The sequence below is a fragment of the Streptomyces sp. NPDC054786 genome (genome assembly GCF_053611685.1).
Genome location: NZ_JBSHAW010000029.1, coordinates 73682 through 89022 on the forward strand (window position 1 = coordinate 73682; position 15341 = coordinate 89022).

Annotated in this window: 18 protein-coding genes; 13 read left to right on the forward strand and 5 right to left on the reverse strand. The window is 68.7% G+C overall.

What is annotated here, in order from left to right:
* Nucleotides 1-204: 204 nt before the first annotated feature.
* The 9 genes from atpB (at nucleotide 205) to ACWGI6_RS24350 (ending at nucleotide 8038) form a co-directional block, all read left to right on the forward strand.
* A complete protein-coding gene (gene atpB, locus ACWGI6_RS24310; RefSeq protein ID WP_453269512.1) occupies nucleotides 205-1002 on the forward strand; it encodes a F0F1 ATP synthase subunit A in 798 nt (265 codons plus the stop codon).
* Between the two features lie 77 nt (nucleotides 1003-1079).
* Nucleotides 1080-1325 (forward strand): ATP synthase F0 subunit C, encoded by a 246-nt coding sequence (gene atpE, locus ACWGI6_RS24315; RefSeq protein WP_030065540.1) that lies wholly within the window; start codon nucleotides 1080-1082, stop codon nucleotides 1323-1325.
* Between the two features lie 42 nt (nucleotides 1326-1367).
* The gene (locus ACWGI6_RS24320) at nucleotides 1368-1937 is read left to right on the forward strand and encodes a F0F1 ATP synthase subunit B (protein WP_453269470.1); all 570 of its coding nucleotides are present in this window, start codon (nucleotides 1368-1370) and stop codon (nucleotides 1935-1937) included.
* Nucleotides 1934-2749 carry a F0F1 ATP synthase subunit delta gene (locus ACWGI6_RS24325; protein WP_453269471.1) on the forward strand — a complete coding sequence of 272 codons (816 nt, stop codon included), beginning with the start codon at nucleotides 1934-1936 and terminating at the stop codon, nucleotides 2747-2749. The genes ACWGI6_RS24320 and ACWGI6_RS24325 overlap by 4 nt, the downstream gene beginning before the upstream one ends.
* A gap of 214 nt (nucleotides 2750-2963) precedes the next feature.
* Nucleotides 2964-4556, forward strand: coding sequence for a F0F1 ATP synthase subunit alpha (gene atpA / locus ACWGI6_RS24330; protein WP_453269472.1), 1593 nt, complete (start codon nucleotides 2964-2966; stop codon nucleotides 4554-4556).
* Between the two features lie 20 nt (nucleotides 4557-4576).
* Nucleotides 4577-5497, forward strand: a complete 921-nt coding sequence (locus ACWGI6_RS24335; protein ID WP_453269473.1) for a F0F1 ATP synthase subunit gamma — start codon at nucleotides 4577-4579, stop codon at nucleotides 5495-5497.
* 5 nt (nucleotides 5498-5502) lie between these two features.
* The gene (gene atpD, locus ACWGI6_RS24340) at nucleotides 5503-6957 is read left to right on the forward strand and encodes a F0F1 ATP synthase subunit beta (RefSeq protein ID WP_453269474.1); all 1455 of its coding nucleotides are present in this window, start codon (nucleotides 5503-5505) and stop codon (nucleotides 6955-6957) included.
* Nucleotides 6958-7065: 108 nt separating this feature from the next.
* On the forward strand, nucleotides 7066-7449 hold the full coding sequence (locus ACWGI6_RS24345; RefSeq protein WP_393908659.1) for a F0F1 ATP synthase subunit epsilon: 384 nt from the start codon (nucleotides 7066-7068) through the stop codon (nucleotides 7447-7449).
* Nucleotides 7450-7594: 145 nt separating this feature from the next.
* Entirely contained in the window at nucleotides 7595-8038 is a 444-nt protein-coding gene (locus ACWGI6_RS24350) for a DUF2550 domain-containing protein (protein WP_453269475.1), read from the forward strand.
* Nucleotides 8039-8131: 93 nt separating this feature from the next.
* Here ACWGI6_RS24350 and ACWGI6_RS24355 read toward each other — a convergent pair whose 3' ends face one another.
* The gene (locus tag ACWGI6_RS24355) at nucleotides 8132-8824 is read right to left on the reverse strand and encodes a response regulator (RefSeq protein WP_393908657.1); all 693 of its coding nucleotides are present in this window, start codon (nucleotides 8822-8824) and stop codon (nucleotides 8132-8134) included.
* Nucleotides 8821-10056, reverse strand: coding sequence for a sensor histidine kinase (locus tag ACWGI6_RS24360; protein ID WP_453269476.1), 1236 nt, complete (start codon nucleotides 10054-10056; stop codon nucleotides 8821-8823). Before ACWGI6_RS24360 ends, ACWGI6_RS24355 begins: the two co-directional genes overlap by 4 nt.
* A 172-nt stretch (nucleotides 10057-10228) precedes the next feature.
* Between ACWGI6_RS24360 and ACWGI6_RS24365 the strand changes: the two genes are divergently transcribed.
* A complete protein-coding gene (locus ACWGI6_RS24365) occupies nucleotides 10229-10816 on the forward strand; it encodes a hypothetical protein (RefSeq protein WP_453269477.1) in 588 nt (195 codons plus the stop codon).
* Between the two features lie 10 nt (nucleotides 10817-10826).
* Here ACWGI6_RS24365 and ACWGI6_RS24370 read toward each other — a convergent pair whose 3' ends face one another.
* The 3 genes from ACWGI6_RS24370 to ACWGI6_RS24380 are packed head-to-tail and all read right to left on the reverse strand — an operon-like array spanning nucleotide 10827 to nucleotide 12957.
* The gene (locus ACWGI6_RS24370) at nucleotides 10827-11399 is read right to left on the reverse strand and encodes a cob(I)yrinic acid a,c-diamide adenosyltransferase (RefSeq protein WP_453269478.1); all 573 of its coding nucleotides are present in this window, start codon (nucleotides 11397-11399) and stop codon (nucleotides 10827-10829) included.
* Between the two features lie 10 nt (nucleotides 11400-11409).
* Nucleotides 11410-12165, reverse strand: a complete 756-nt coding sequence (locus ACWGI6_RS24375) for an ABC transporter permease (RefSeq protein WP_453269479.1) — start codon at nucleotides 12163-12165, stop codon at nucleotides 11410-11412.
* Nucleotides 12166-12174: 9 nt separating this feature from the next.
* A complete protein-coding gene (locus tag ACWGI6_RS24380) occupies nucleotides 12175-12957 on the reverse strand; it encodes an ABC transporter ATP-binding protein (RefSeq protein ID WP_453269480.1) in 783 nt (260 codons plus the stop codon).
* 80 nt (nucleotides 12958-13037) lie between these two features.
* On the opposite strand from ACWGI6_RS24380, the gene ACWGI6_RS24385 reads away from it, so the two are divergent.
* The 3 genes from ACWGI6_RS24385 to ACWGI6_RS24395 all read left to right on the forward strand — a co-directional run bounded on the left by ACWGI6_RS24385 (nucleotide 13038) and on the right by ACWGI6_RS24395 (nucleotide 15154).
* A complete protein-coding gene (locus tag ACWGI6_RS24385) occupies nucleotides 13038-13679 on the forward strand; it encodes a TetR/AcrR family transcriptional regulator (RefSeq protein WP_453269481.1) in 642 nt (213 codons plus the stop codon).
* Between the two features lie 155 nt (nucleotides 13680-13834).
* Nucleotides 13835-14683, forward strand: a complete 849-nt coding sequence (locus ACWGI6_RS24390) for a 3-hydroxyacyl-CoA dehydrogenase family protein (protein ID WP_453269482.1) — start codon at nucleotides 13835-13837, stop codon at nucleotides 14681-14683.
* A gap of 147 nt (nucleotides 14684-14830) precedes the next feature.
* Entirely contained in the window at nucleotides 14831-15154 is a 324-nt protein-coding gene (locus ACWGI6_RS24395; RefSeq protein ID WP_393908649.1) for an STAS domain-containing protein, read from the forward strand.
* Nucleotides 15155-15341 lie beyond the last annotated feature (187 nt).

Here is a 15341-nt window from a genome sequence, read left to right on the forward strand (position 1 = left end):
CGGCTGAGCTCCCAGATTCCACGGGATGGAACGGGCAGTTCTCGCGGCCGATGCCTGTGATTCGGCCCGGCCCAGCGCCGGCCGGCCGCCCCCTAATCCGTAAGACCAGTCCAGTGCCGCTCCGTGGCTCAACGCCGCGCCGACACAACGAGGTTGCCGTACCCATGCGCCACGCTGAAGGAGCCCGCGGTGAGTGCTGAAACGATGCTCGCCTTCGACACGGAGTGCCACCTCTTTATTCCGGGGTGTGGCTTCGAGGCCCCGGGTCTTCATTCGTTCGTATTCGACCCGCTCTTCAAAGTCGGCGGCTACGAGTTCAACAAGCCGATGCTGCTGGCCCTGCTCAGCACGGTCGTCGTGGTGTGGTTCTTCTGGGCCGCATTCGGCAAGGCCAAGGTGGTCCCCGGGAAGCTGCAGATGATCGGCGAGGTCGGCTACGACTTCGTGCGTCGCGGGCTCGTCTACGACGCGCTGGGCAAGAAGGAGGGCGAGAAATACGTCCCCCTCATGGTCTCGCTGTTCTTCTTCGTGTGGGTCATGAACATCTGGTCGATCATTCCGGTCGCCCAGTTCCCGGTCACGTCGATCATCTCGTTCCCCATCGGGCTCGCTCTGATCGTCTACATCCTGTGGGTGTCGCTGACGTTCAAGAAGCACGGCTTCGTCGGCGGCTGGAAGAACATCACCGGCTGGGACAGGTCGCTCGGCTGGGTCCTGCCGCTGATCGTCGTCATCGAGTTCTTCTCGAACATGCTCGTGCGGCCCTTCACCCACGCCGTCCGGCTCTTCGCCAACATGTTCGCCGGCCACCTGCTGATCGTGATGTTCACCATCGCCACTTGGTACTTGGCGAACGGCCTCGGCTTCGTCTACGCCGGTGCGTCGTTCCTGATGACCATCGCGATGACGGCCTTCGAGCTCTTCATCCAGGCGATCCAGGCGTACGTCTTCGTGCTCCTGGCCTGCAACTACGTCCAGGGCGCGCTCGCCGAGCACCACTGAGCACCCCCGACTCCGCAATCTGTTAATCGTCCGGTGGCCAACCCCCACCGGTCCGTGAAAGAGAAGGAAGTAACGGCATGTCCGCTGCCCTCGAGACTGTGAACCTCGCCGCCGGCCTCACCGGCAACATCGCCTCGGTCGGGTATGGCCTGGCCGCCATCGGCCCCGGCGTCGGCGTCGGCATCATCTTCGGTAACGGCACCCAGGCCCTCGCCCGCCAGCCCGAGGCGGCCGGCCTGATCCGTACCAACCAGATCATGGGTTTCGCCTTCTGTGAGGCGCTCGCCCTCATCGGCATCGTCATGGGTTACGCGTACAAGTAAGCGGCCCGTTAGACGACGTCCAATCAGACGGAAGGCATTGATGTGAACGCCCTGGTCTTCAACATGGCGGCGGAGGTTCCTGAGAACCCCCTGTTCCCGCCGATTCCAGAGCTGGTCATCGGCCTGGTCGCCTTCTTCATCGTCTTCGGCATCCTGGCGAAGAAGCTCCTCCCGAACATCAACAAGGTTCTGGACGAGCGTCGGAAGCTGATCGAAGGCCGCATGGAGGAAGCCGAGGCGACTCAGGCCGAGGCTCAGCAGGTGCTCGCGGACTACCGGGCACAGCTGGCCGACGCCCGCCACGAGGCCGCGCGACTGCGCCAGGAGGCGCAGGAGCAGGGCGCGACTCTCATTGCTGAGATGCGCGCTGAGGGCCAGCGGCAGCGCGAGGAGATCATCGCTGCCGGTCACACCCAGATCGAGGCGGACCGGAAGCAGGCCGCGCAGGCGCTGCGCAGGGACGTCGGCAAGCTTGCCGTCGACCTGGCCGGAAAGATCGTCGGCGAGTCCCTCGAGGACCACGCCCGGCAGAGCCGGACCGTCGACCGCTTCCTCGACGAGGTCGAGGGCAAGGCGGCGTCGGGCGCGACGAAGGCTGAGGCCGGCCGATGAACGGAGCGAGCCGCGAGGCACTTGTCTCCGCACGCGAGCGATTCAACGCGCTGACGGATGACACCTCCGTCGATGCGGCGAAGCTCGCCGAGGAGCTGGCTGCCGTCACCGCTCTGCTCGACCGCGAGGGGTCGCTGCGTCGGGTTCTCACCGACCCGGCGCAGCCCGGCGAGGCGCGGGCCGAACTGGCCGGGCGGCTGCTGGGCAGCCGGGTCGGCGGTCCGACCCTCGACCTGCTGTCCGGCATGGTCCGCTCCCGCTGGTCGCGCTCGCGTGACCTGACGGACGCGCTCGAGGAGCTGGCCTACAGCGCCGACCTCGTGGCCGCCCAGCGGGCCGGCCAGCTCGACGACGTCGAGGACGAGCTGTTCCGGTTCGGCCGGATCGTCAGCTCCAACGGCGAGCTGCGGCGTGCGCTGACCGACCGGAACGCGTCGGTCGAGGCCAAGACGGAGCTGCTGCACACGCTGCTGGGCGGCCGGGCGAACCCGGTCACCGAGCGCGTCGTGATCCGCCTTGTCGTACAGCCGCGGGGTCGTAGCCTGGAGGCGGGGCTCGATGCCCTCTCCAAGCTGGCGGCGAGCCGCCGGGACCGGATGGTCGCGGTGGTCACCTCCGCGGTGCCCCTCAGCGAAGGACAGCGGCAGCGCCTGGGCGCTTCCCTGACGCAGCTGTACGGACGGCAGATCCACCTGAACCTCGACGTGGACCCCGAGGTCCTCGGCGGAGTCCAGGTCCGGATCGGCGACGAGGTCATCAACGGGACCATCGCGGAGCGCCTCGAAGAGGCGGACCGGCGGATGGCCGGCTGACCCAGCCACCAACTCAAGAGCTGCACAACCGGCGGCCAGACGCCGGACCAGCCGGCCGGACCGAGAGGTCCGGCTGCGGTCCGGAGGAAGCCCCGGGGACCAGCACAAGCATGACGGCGGCCCGAGTTGGGCCGTAAGCGGAAACCCCCTGGGGGACAGCCCCCCAGACACCCGCAAGTAACTTCGGGCCCAACAAGGAGAGCAGGGAACCCAGATGGCGGAGCTCACGATCCGGCCGGAGGAGATCCGGGACGCGCTGGAGAACTTCGTCCAGGCGTACAAGCCGGACGCGGCCTCGCGCGAGGAGGTCGGCACGGTCAGCGATGCCGGAGACGGCATCGCGCATGTCGAGGGCCTTCCCTCGGCGATGGCGAACGAACTGCTGAAGTTCGAGGACGGCACCCTCGGTCTTGCGCTGAACCTGGAAGAGCGCGAGATCGGTGCGGTCGTCCTCGGTGAGTTCAGCGGTATCGAGGAGGGCCAGCCGGTGCAGCGCACCGGTGAGGTGCTCTCGGTCGCCGTGGGCGAGGGCTACCTCGGCCGCGTCGTCGACCCGCTGGGCAACCCGATCGACGGCCTCGGCGAGATCGAGTCCGAGGGCCGCCGCGCCCTGGAGCTGCAGGCTCCGGGCGTCATGGTCCGTAAGTCGGTCCACGAGCCGATGGAGACCGGCTACAAGGCCGTCGACTCGATGGTGCCGATCGGCCGTGGCCAGCGTCAGCTGATCATCGGTGACCGCCAGACCGGCAAGACCGCCCTGGCCGTCGACACGATCATCAACCAGCGCGACAACTGGCGCACCGGCGACCCGAAGAAGCAGGTCCGCTGCATCTACGTCGCCATCGGCCAGAAGGGCTCCACCATCGCGTCCGTGCGCGGCGCGCTGGAGGAGGCCGGTGCCCTGGAGTACACGACCATCGTCGCCGCCCCGGCGTCCGACCCGGCGGGCTTCAAGTACCTGGCGCCCTACACCGGCTCGGCCATCGGCCAGCACTGGATGTACCAGGGCAAGCACGTCCTGATCATCTTCGATGACCTCTCGAAGCAGGCCGACGCCTACCGCGCCGTGTCCCTGCTGCTGCGCCGTCCGCCGGGCCGTGAGGCCTACCCGGGCGACGTCTTCTACCTGCACTCGCGTCTGCTGGAGCGCTGCGCCAAGCTCTCCGACGACATGGGCGCCGGTTCGATGACCGGTCTCCCGATCGTCGAGACCAAGGCGAACGACGTGTCGGCGTTCATTCCGACCAACGTCATCTCCATCACCGACGGCCAGTGCTTCCTGGAGTCGGACCTGTTCAACGCGGGCCAGCGCCCGGCGCTGAACGTCGGTATCTCCGTCTCCCGTGTCGGTGGCTCCGCCCAGCACAAGGCGATGCGGCAGGTTTCCGGCCGGCTTCGTGTGGACCTGGCCCAGTACCGCGAGCTGGAGGCGTTCGCCGCCTTCGGTTCCGACCTGGACGCGGCCTCCAAGGCGCAGCTGGAGCGCGGTAAGCGGATGACTGAGCTGCTCAAGCAGCGCCAGTACAGCCCGTACGCCACCGAGGACCAGGTCGTCTCCATCTGGGCCGGCACCAACGGCAAGATGGACGATGTGCCGGTGGAGGACATCCGCCGCTTCGAGCGGGAGCTTCTCGACTACCTGCACCTCGAGAAGAAGGACCTGCTGACCAGCATCCGCGAGGGCGCCAAGATGTCCGACGACACCCTCGCTGCGCTCGCCGAGGCCGTCGACGCCTTCAAGCAGCAGTTCGAGACCTCGGACGGCAAGCTGCTCGGCGAGGACGCCCCGGCCGGCACCAGCAAGTGACGACGGAAGGGACCTGATCCATGGGAGCCAAGCTCCGGGTCTACAAGCGTCGCATCCGCTCCGTCTCCGCGACCAAGAAGATCACCAAGGCGATGGAGATGATCGCCGCCTCGCGCGTCGTCAAGGCGCAGCGCCAGGTGGCGGCATCGACGCCGTACGCGAGTGAACTGACCCGCGCGGTGACAGCGGTTGCCACGGGCTCGAACACCCAGCACCCGCTGACGACCGAGGCCGAGCGGCCCACCCGGGCCGCGCTGCTGCTCATCACGAGCGACCGCGGTCTGGCCGGCGGCTACTCCTCCAATGTCATCAAGGCCGCGGAGCAGCTCACCGAGCGGCTCAAGGCCGAGGGCAAGGAAGTCGACGCCTACATCGTCGGGCGCAAGGGTGTGTCGTACTACAGCTTCCGCGAGCGCAAGGTCGTGGAGTCGTGGACCGGTTTCACCGACAGCCCGACGTACGGGGACGCCAAGGCGATCGCCGCTCCGCTCATCGAGGCTGTCCAGCAGGACACCGCCAAGGGTGGAGTGGACGAACTCCACATCGTCTACACCGAGTTCATCTCGATGATGACGCAGACGGCGCTCGACGACCGGCTGCTGCCGCTCAGCCTCGACAAGGCGGCACAGGAGTCGGAGGAGTCGTCCAAGGGCGAGATCCTTCCGCTGTTCGACTTCGAGCCGTCGGCCGAGGACGTCCTCGACGCCCTGCTTCCGCGGTATGTCGAGTCGCGGATCTACAACGCGCTTCTGCAGGCCGCCGCCTCCAAGCACGCCGCCACGCGTCGTGCGATGAAGTCGGCGACCGACAATGCAGAAGAGCTCATCAAGTCGCTCTCGCGGCTTGCCAACGCGGCCCGACAGGCCGAAATCACCCAGGAAATCAGCGAGATCGTCGGTGGTGCCAGTGCTCTGGCCGACGCGACCGCGGGGAGTGACTGACCACTATGACCACCACTGTTGAAACGTCCGCTGCTAGTGGCGTGGCCACTGGCCGCGTCGCGCGGGTCATCGGCCCGGTCGTCGACGTGGAGTTCCCCGTCGACGCGATGCCGGACATCTACAACGCGCTGACCGTCGAGGTCGCCGACCCGGCCGAGCAGGGCAAGCTCAAGATGCTGACCCTTGAGGTCGCGCAGCACCTGGGCGACGGCCTGGTCCGTGCCATCTCCATGCAGCCCACCGACGGCCTGGTCCGCCAGGCCGCGGTGACCAACACCGGCACCGGGATCACCGTCCCCGTCGGCGAGGTCACCAAGGGCAAGGTGTTCAACACCCTCGGCGAGATCCTCAACAAGCCGGAGGCCGCGTCCGAGGTCACCGAGCGCTGGGCGATCCACCGCAAGGCTCCGTCCTTCGACCAGCTCGAGTCCAAGACCGAGATGTTCGAGACCGGCGTCAAGGTCATCGACCTGCTGACCCCGTACGTCAAGGGCGGCAAGATCGGTCTGTTCGGTGGTGCCGGTGTCGGCAAGACCGTTCTGATCCAGGAAATGATCTACCGCGTGGCCAACAACCACGACGGTGTGTCGGTGTTCGCCGGTGTCGGCGAGCGCACCCGTGAGGGCAACGACCTCATCGAGGAAATGACGGAGTCCGGCGTCATCGACAAGACCGCGCTGGTCTTCGGTCAGATGGACGAGCCCCCGGGCACCCGTCTGCGCGTCGCCCTGGCCGGTCTGACCATGGCGGAGTACTTCCGCGATGTGCAGAAGCAGGACGTGCTGTTCTTCATCGACAACATCTTCCGGTACACCCAGGCGGGTTCCGAGGTGTCGACCCTGCTCGGCCGGATGCCCTCCGCGGTGGGCTACCAGCCGAACCTGGCCGACGAGATGGGTCTCCTCCAGGAGCGCATCACCTCGACCCGTGGTCACTCGATCACCTCGATGCAGGCGATCTACGTCCCCGCGGACGACCTGACCGACCCGGCGCCGGCCACCACCTTCGCCCACCTGGACGCGACGACCGTTCTGTCGCGCCCGATCTCGGAGAAGGGCATCTACCCGGCGGTCGACCCGCTGGACTCGACGTCCCGGATCCTGGACCCCCGCTACATCTCGCAGGAGCACTACGACTGCGCTTCGCGCGTCAAGACGATCCTGCAGAAGTACAAGGACCTCCAGGACATCATCGCGATTCTGGGTATCGACGAGCTCGGCGAGGAGGACAAGCTCACCGTCCACCGCGCCCGTCGTATCGAGCGGTTCCTGTCGCAGAACACCCACGTGGCGAAGCAGTTCACCGGTGTCGACGGCTCGGACGTCCCGCTGGACGAGACGATCGCGGCGTTCAACGCGATCGCCGACGGTGACTACGACCACTTCCCCGAGCAGGCGTTCTTCATGTGCGGTGGCATCGAGGACCTGAAGGCCAATGCCAAGGAGCTGGGCGTCTCCTGACCCCGGCACCGGTCCCGGGGGCGGCCCTGGCCGCCCCCGGTCCGTACGACCACTAGTATTTGACCCAACATCTGCCGAGCCAGGCAGGTGGAGACCCGAGGAGCCATCGTGGCTGAGCTGCACGTCGAGTTGGTTGCCGCGGACCGCCAGATCTGGTCCGGCGAGGCCAGCCTGGTTGTCGCGCGCACCTCGTCGGGCGACATCGGCGTCATGCCCGGACACCAGCCGCTTCTCGGCGTGCTGCAGTCGGGCCCGGTGACGATTCGTACGACCGGCGAGAGCGGGGACGGCACCGTCGTCGTCGCGGTGCACGGCGGCTTCATCTCGTTCGCCGACAACAAGCTGTCTCTGCTCGCAGAGGTGGCCGAGCTGTCGGACGAGATCGATGTCCAGCGCGCGGAGCGGGCCCTGGAGCGAGCGAAGTCGGAGGCCGACGCGGCCGCCGAGCGCCGCGCCGATGTCCGGCTGCGTGCGGTGACGGGCGTTCACTGAGCCCCGTCACCGACGAGATCGATCCTCAGCCGCGGGCTGCCCGGAGTTGTCCGGAGCGGCCCGCGGCTGAGGCAATGCAGGTGCGTTTCCCGCCCTCAGACTGTGTCTGGGGGGTAACCCCACCGAGGCGAGGAGGTCGGTCGAGATGGTCCTCGCTCTGCTTGTGAGCGGCGTGGTCGTGGTACTGGTGCTGCTGGGGCTGTTCGTCTTCGGACTGAGGCGGCGGCTCATCCAGCGGTCCGGCGGCACCTTCGACTGCAGTCTGCGCTGGCAGGTGCCGGAGAACGAGACCGGCGGCAAAGGCTGGATCTACGGTGTGTCGCGCTACAACGGCGACCGGATCGAGTGGTTCCGGGTGTTCTCGTACGCGCCCCGGCCACGCCGTGTCCTGGAGCGCTCCGCCATCGAGGTCCTGGAGCGCCGCACCCCGCAGGGGGAGGAGGAGCTGGCACTGCTCTCCGACTCCATCGTGCTGGCCTGCCGGCACCGCGGAACCCGCCTGGAACTGGCGATGAGCGAGGACGCACTCACCGGCTTCCTCGCCTGGCTGGAGGCGGCACCGCCCGGCCAGCGGGTGAACGTGGCCTGATCCGAGGGGCCACGGGAATACCCTCCGGCCCCGCCGCATTGTGGCCCCACAAGGGGGGCCACGTATCCCCTACGGGACGTGTTCGGCCACCCCCTACGGCCCGTCCACCCCCAACTCCTGTGCCAACACGGCCGCTTGCACCCGGCTGCGCAGATCCAGCTTCGCCAGCAGCCGGCTGACATGTGTTTTCACGGTGGCCTCCGCCATGGCCAGCCGCAGCGCGATATCGGCGTTCGACAGCCCCCGCCCCAGACAGCCCAGCACCTCCCGCTCGCGTGGCGTCAGCGCGTCCAGAACCGCCGGATCCGGGGCCTCGCCGTCCCGCGCAGGCCGCCGGACCGCCGTGCGCGGGCTCGCGAACTCCGCGATCAGCCGCCGGGTCACCGCCGGAGCGATCAGCCCCTCGCCGGACGCCACGGTGCGCACCGCGGTCAGCAGCGCGGCCGCGTCGCTGTCCTTGAGGAGGAAGCCCGCCGCCCCCGCCCGTAACGCCCCGAAGACGTATTCGTCCAGGTCGAAGGTGGTCAGCACCAGGACGTCCGCCAGTTTCTCGGAGACCACCTGCCGGGTGGCGGAGACCCCGTCGAGGCGGGGCATCTGGATGTCCATGAGAACGAGGGCCGGGCGCAGCTCGCGGGCGAGCCGTACCGCCTCCTCGCCGTCCTCGGCCTCCCCGACGACCTCGATATCGGGGGCGGAGCGCAGGATGAGGACCAGTCCGGCCCGTACGGCGGACTGGTCCTCGGCGACGAGAACCCGGATCGGCTGCGCGTCGGCGCCTGTCATCGTTGTTCTTCCTCCTCGGCGGCGGGCAACGCTGCCCGCACCAGCCAGACTGTGCCGGCCGGCCCGCCCTCCGGGCCGGCCTCGAATGCTCCGCCCAGCAGGGCGATCCGCTCGCGCATCCCGACCAGGCCGGTGCCGGAGCCGGGCGCACGGGGGTCGGGGCGGTCGGCGAACGGGCTGCGGACGGCGACGGTGAGCGCCCCGCCGCGGTCGTGGGCGATGCGTACCCGCACCTCGCCGGGCGCGGCGTGCTTGAGCGCGTTGGTGAGCGACTCCTGGACGATGCGGTACGCGGCCAGCTCGACCGGCGCCGGAGGCTTCGGCCCGGCGCCGGGGACGTCCTGGCCCCGGGCGTCCTCCAGCACAAAGGTCAGCCCGCTGCTGCCGCCGCTCGTACGGACCTGGTCGAGCAGCGCGTCCAGCCCGTCGAGCGTCGGGGTCGCGGCGGGCTCCTCGTCCCGTTCGGCCGTCTTCGGGTCCCGCAACAGCCCGATGAGACGGCGCATTTCGGCCAGACCTTGCACGCTGTTCTCACGGATCACCCCGAGCGCCTCGCGGGTCGCCGACGGGTCGTCGATGGACTGCGCGGCGGTGGAGTGGATCGCGATGGCGGACAGGTGGTTGGCGACCATGTCGTGCAGCTCGCGGGCCATCCGTGCCCGCTCGCCGGCCACCGCCTGCGTGCGGTCGATCTCGGCGAGCAGCGCGATCTGCTCGGCCCGCAGCTGGGCGGCCTGCGCCGCGTCGCGGTGATTACGGATGATGATGCCGGTCCAGGCCGGGGCGATGGTGACCAGCGCGATGCCGATGACGGCCATGATGACCTGCGGGTTCTGCCAGAGCGCGGTCAGTGCGATGGCCGCCAGGACCGTCACCAGGACGGAGTGCAGCGGGATCCGGCGGGCCGCATTGGCCGGACCGTAGAGCACCGCGGCATAGACCACGTCCGTGAACATCAGGACGGTGGCGACCAGGGTGCCGGCGCAGACGTCCAGGGCCAGTGCCGGCACCGCGAGGGCCAGCGCCGCCATCGGGGCCGTACGGCGCATCAGCTCCGCCACCGACATCGTGGTGAGCGCGAGCAGGGTGAGCGAGGTGGGCAGCCCCAGGCGGGAGGGACCACCGTGCAGATTCATCGCCCAGAGCAGCAGCCCGCCGAGCAGCCCGCCGCCCGCGATGAGGACATCGAGGCGGTGCGGCCGGCCGGGGGCGGCGAGGGATCTGGCGGTCACCCCTCCATCAAACACGGCGCCGGGGCCCGCTGCCTCCACGTCCGGGTCATCCCCGTGAGCCGCGCGCTACATCGAAAGATGCAGTCCCGGATCATCGTGTGCGACGACGTGGCGGGCGGCGGCCGCTGGAAGGCTTGAGGTGTTCGGTGGAGAGCCCTGAAAGGAGACAGCCGTGATCGTCGCGCTGATCATCGCCTGCGAGGTCGGCTTCTGGGTGCTGTTGGCCCTCGGTCTGACGCTGCGCTACCTGGCCCGGATGCCGCGTACCGGAGCGGCGGTGCTCCTGATGGAGCCGCTGCTGGAGCTGATCCTGCTGATCGTCACGGCGATCGACCTGAAGAACGGTGCGGCCGCGGACTGGAAGCACGGCCTGGCCGCCGTCTACATCGGCTTCACGGTCGCCTACGGCCACTACACGATCAAGTGGGTCGACGGGCACTTCTCGCACCGTTTCGCGGGCGGCCCGCCGCCGGTCAAGGCGCCGCAGTACGGCCTTGCCCGCGCCAAGCACGAAGGGAAGCTGTGGCTGCGCACGGTGGTGATGGCCGTGGTCGCGTGCGGGCTGCTGCAGATCGCGATCTGGTACGTCGGTGACGGCGGCGACAGCACCTCGCTGCACGAGTGGCAGGGCACCTCGCTGAAGATCGTCAGCATCCACGGGGTGATCGCACTGACCTACCTCATCTGGCAGAAGAAGGCCCCGGCCCGGACCGCCGCCCCCGAGGAAGCGGCCCGGCCGCAGCACAAGACGCTGCGCTAGCGTCGGCCGCTCAGCGCTCTCCGCCCGGCACCCACAGCACGTCTCCGACCTCCTTGTTGGCCGTACGGGCCAGGATGAACAGGAGGTCGGAGAGGCGGTTGAGGTAGGTGGCCGTCAGCGGGTTCATGGTCTCGCCGTGCTCCTCGAAGGCGGCCCAGGTCGAGCGCTCCGCGCGGCGGACGACCGTGCACGCCTGGTGCAGCAGCGCGGCGCCGGGCGTACCGCCGGGAAGGATGAAGCTGCGCAGCTTCTCCAGCTCCGCCAGGAACCGGTCGCAGTCGGCCTCCAGTTTGTCGATATAGCTCTGCTCGACGCGCAGCGGCGGGAATTCCGGGTGCTCCACCACCGGCGTCGACAGGTCCGCGCCGACGTCGAACAGGTCGTTCTGCACCCGCAGCAGCACTGCCGCAACGTCCTCGGGGAGCGAGCCGAGCGCCAGGGCCACGCCGATCGCCCCATTGGCCTCATTGGCGTCCGCGTACGCCGAGATCCGCGAATCGGTCTTGGCGGTACGGCTCATGTCGCCCAGGGCGGTGGTGCCCTTGTCGCCGGTGCGGGTGTAGATGCGGGTCAGATTCACCATGGGGGCGAGCCTACGCCGCGGACCTGCGGAAGACCCGGGTGCAACAGGTCACGGACAGGGTGGCGAACGCGACCGCCACCAGCGCGCCGTAGAGCATGGCCGACGAGGCGTAGGAGCCGACGAACGCCGCCCGTACCGCGTCCACGAGATAGCGGAACGGCATGAAGTGTGAGAGCACATCGAGCCACTTCGGCCCCAGCGCCATCGGCAGCATCAGCCCGGACAGCAGCATCGTGGGCATGGTGACGGAGTTGATGACCGGTCCGAACTCCTGCGGTGTGCTGACCTTCAGCGCCAGCGCGTACGACAGCGAGGCCAGTGCCACGGTCAGTACGGCGACGAAGGCAAGGCCGATGAGGATGCCGGGCAGCGGTGCCCGCAGCCCCATGGCCAGTGCGACCAGCACCAGCAGCACCGCCTGGAAGACGAACAGCGCGGCGTCCCGCAGCACCCGCCCCAGCAGCAGTGCCAGCCGGCTCACCGGCGTCACCCGCATCCGCTCCACGACTCCGTACTGCTTCTCGACGATGATGCCGAAACCGCAGAACGAGGCGCCGAACAGGGCGAGTTGGAGCAGCAGTCCGGGCACCAGCACCTGCCAGGAGCTGCCCGACGAGGACAGCGGCAGATCGGTCAGCAGCGGGCCGAAGAAGAGCAGATACAGCAGCGGCATCAGCACGCCGAAGAGCATCTGGAGCTTGGAGCGCAGCGTCTGGCGGGCGTACCGCCCGAAGATCAGCGCGGTGTCGGAGACAAGCGTGGACAAGGGGGGCTCCTAGACGGCTACGGGGGCCTGGTCGTGGGGCGTGGCACCGCGCCCGGTGATGGCGAGGAAGGTGTCCTGGAGGGAGGCGTCGGGGGAGCCGGCATGGGCGCGTTTGAGGGCGTCCGGAGTGCCCTCCGCGACCACCACGCCCTTGTCGATGATCACCAGCCGGTCGGCGAGCGCATCGGCCTCGTCGAGGTAGTGGGTAGTCAGGAAGACGGTGGTGCCGTGCGAGGCCCGGATCCGGCGGACCAGCTCCCACAGGTCGGCGCGGCTGCCCGGGTCGAGCCCGGTCGTCGGCTCGTCGAGGAACAGCACCTGGGGGCGGTGGGTGAGGCCCATCGCGATGTCCAGCCGGCGCCGCTGGCCGCCGGAGAGCGTGGCGGTCTTGCGGTCGAGCAGTCCGTCCAGGCCCAGATCGGCGGCCAACTCCTCGGTACGGGCCAGGGCTTCGGCCTTGCCGAGGCGGTAGAGGCGGGCCTGGGTGACCAGCTCCTCGCGTACCGAGACGTGCGGGTCGACGCCGCCGGACTGGGCGACGTAGCCGGTGGCGCGGCGTACGCCCGCCGGATCGCGGACGAGGTCGCAGCCGGCGACGTCCGCGGTGCCGCCGGTGGGCGTCAGCAGGGTCGTGAGCATGCGCAGGGTCGTGGTCTTCCCGGCGCCGTTCGGCCCGAGGAAGCCGAGGATCTCGCCGCGCTCGGCGCGGAGGTCGATACCGCGCACCGCCTCGACGGTGCCGCGTTGGGTGGTGAAGGTCCGGGCGAGTCCGGACGCGCTGAGGACTGGCATGCCCACAGAAAAACAGAGTGACTGAAAAATTGCAACGTCTCCAAAATTTCATTGAGCCCAGCGAAGGGTAGGGTGAGGCCATGGCAGAGGGACTCAGGGAGCGGAAGAAGCGGCAGACCCGCCAGTTCATCTCGGACGTGGCCACCGGCCTGTTCATGGCGCGCGGCTTCGATGCGGTGACCATTGCGGAGGTCGCCGAGGCCGCGGAGGTCTCCGTGAACACCGTCTACAACTACTTCCCGGCCAAGGAGGACCTGTTCTTCGACCGGAGCAAGGGCGTCCTGGACCGGCTCTCGCGCTTCGTACGCGGCCGGGCGGCCGGGGAGTCCGCGGCCACCGCCGTGCTGCGGGAGCTGCGCGAGGAGGTGGAGGCGGTCTCGCCGCGGGTCGGCCTGATGGAGGGTTACGACCAGTTCATGCGGGTGGTGCACGAGGCGCCCACCCTCAAGGCCCGCCTCTGGTACATGCAGCAGGAGATCCACGTCAACCTGGAGGAAACGCTCCGGGAGGAGACCGGCGCACCGGCCGACGACCCGCTGCCCGGCCTGATGGCCGGCCAGATCGGCTGGGTGCACCAGAGTCTGATCGGCTGGATCGCGGACCAGATGCTCGCCGGCCGCAAACCCGCGGAGGCCTCCCGGGAGGCTCTCGTCCTCCTCGACGAGATGGAAGAGCTGCTGGGCGAAAAGGTCCTCAACTACGCCGTACGGGCGACCGACTGACGTCGGGCTGTCCGGATCGCGACCCGCCTGGAGACCCCGCCGGTGTGATGTCCGTCATCTGAGACGTGACGCGCATCTCTTACCCTCCAAACGATCGCTCACGACCGCTAACGTCACCCAGGACCGTCAAATGCACAGGGTGTGAGGGGACAGTAGTGGCAAAGAAGCTCGCCGTCATCGGGGCCGGACTCATGGGGTCCGGTATCGCGCAGGTCTCTGCCCAGGCGGGCTGGGACGTGGTTCTTCGCGATGTGACGGAGGGGGCGCTGGCCCGGGGCAAGGGCGGTATCGAGGCCTCGTTCGAGAAGTTCGTCGCCAAGGGCAAGCTGTCGGCGGCCGATGCCGAGCAGGCGCTGGCCCGCATCACCACCACGACCGACCTCGAAGCCACCGCCGACGCCGACATCGTCGTCGAGGCCGTCTTCGAGCGGATCGACGTCAAGCGGGAGATCTTCCAGACTCTGGACAAGCTGGTCAAGGACGAGGCGGTGCTGGCCTCCAACACCTCCGCCATCCCGATCACCAAGATTGCCGCCGCCACGTCCCGCCCCGAGCGGGTCGTCGGTACGCACTTCTTCTCGCCGGTGCCGATGATGCAGCTGTGCGAGCTGGTCCGCGGCTACAAGACCAGTGACGAAGCCCTCGCCACCGCCCGGCAGTTCGCCGAGTCGGTCGGCAAGACCTGCGTCGTCGTCAACCAGGACGTGGCCGGCTTCGTCACCACCCGCCTGATCTCGGCGCTGGTCGTCGAGGCCGCCAAGCTCTACGAATCCGGCGTGGCCAGCGCCGAGGACATCGACACCGCCTGCAGGTTGGGCTTCGGCCATGCGATGGGACCGCTGGCCACCGCCGATCTGACGGGCGTCGACATCCTGCTGCACGCCACCGACAACATCTACACCGAGTCCCAGGACGAGAAGTTCGCACCGCCGGAGATCATGCGGCGAATGGTCGATGCGGGCGATATCGGTCGCAAGAGTGGGCAGGGCTTCTACAAGCACTGATACCGCGTCAGCCCCATCGGCCCGCTGGGGTCACCCCGTGGGGTGAATTCGGTATCGGTTCGCTTACAGGCGGCAACTTCGCCGCATGAGAGGCAGTCAGTTCTGTAGACGTCCAGGCGTCACCACCCATGACATCGGGGAGCGCATATGCACATCAGGGGCGACCACGCCGAGCTGGTTGTCGGGGGCCGCCTCGACGTCCGCAGCGCGGCGGACGCCCGTACGGCCCTGCATGCCGCCGTCGACTCCGGTCGCGGCGATCTCGTGCTGGACCTGACCGAGCTGGATTCCTGGGACGCCACCGGCCTCGGCGTGATCATGGGAGCGCACCGTCGCGCGGGCCGGGTCAACCGCAGGCTGGTGCTGCGCGGAGTGCCGCCCCAGATGCAGCGCCTGCTCGTCGCCACCCGGCTGCACCGCATCCTCGCCATCGAGGGCGGGATCGAAGCGGAATCGCTGCCCCGGGTGTGAGGCAGGCGCGGCGAGCCGCCCGATGTCCCGCACAGGGATCCGGGACATCCTCCGGGCGATCAGGATCGCGCCCAAAGCATGACGAAAACTGAAGAGCTGAGCGATAGAAATGTCGCAAACAGCGCGATACCGACCAATCCAGGAAGTTCCGGTCAGGACCGGGCCCCGGCGGTGCACCGGCCCGCTC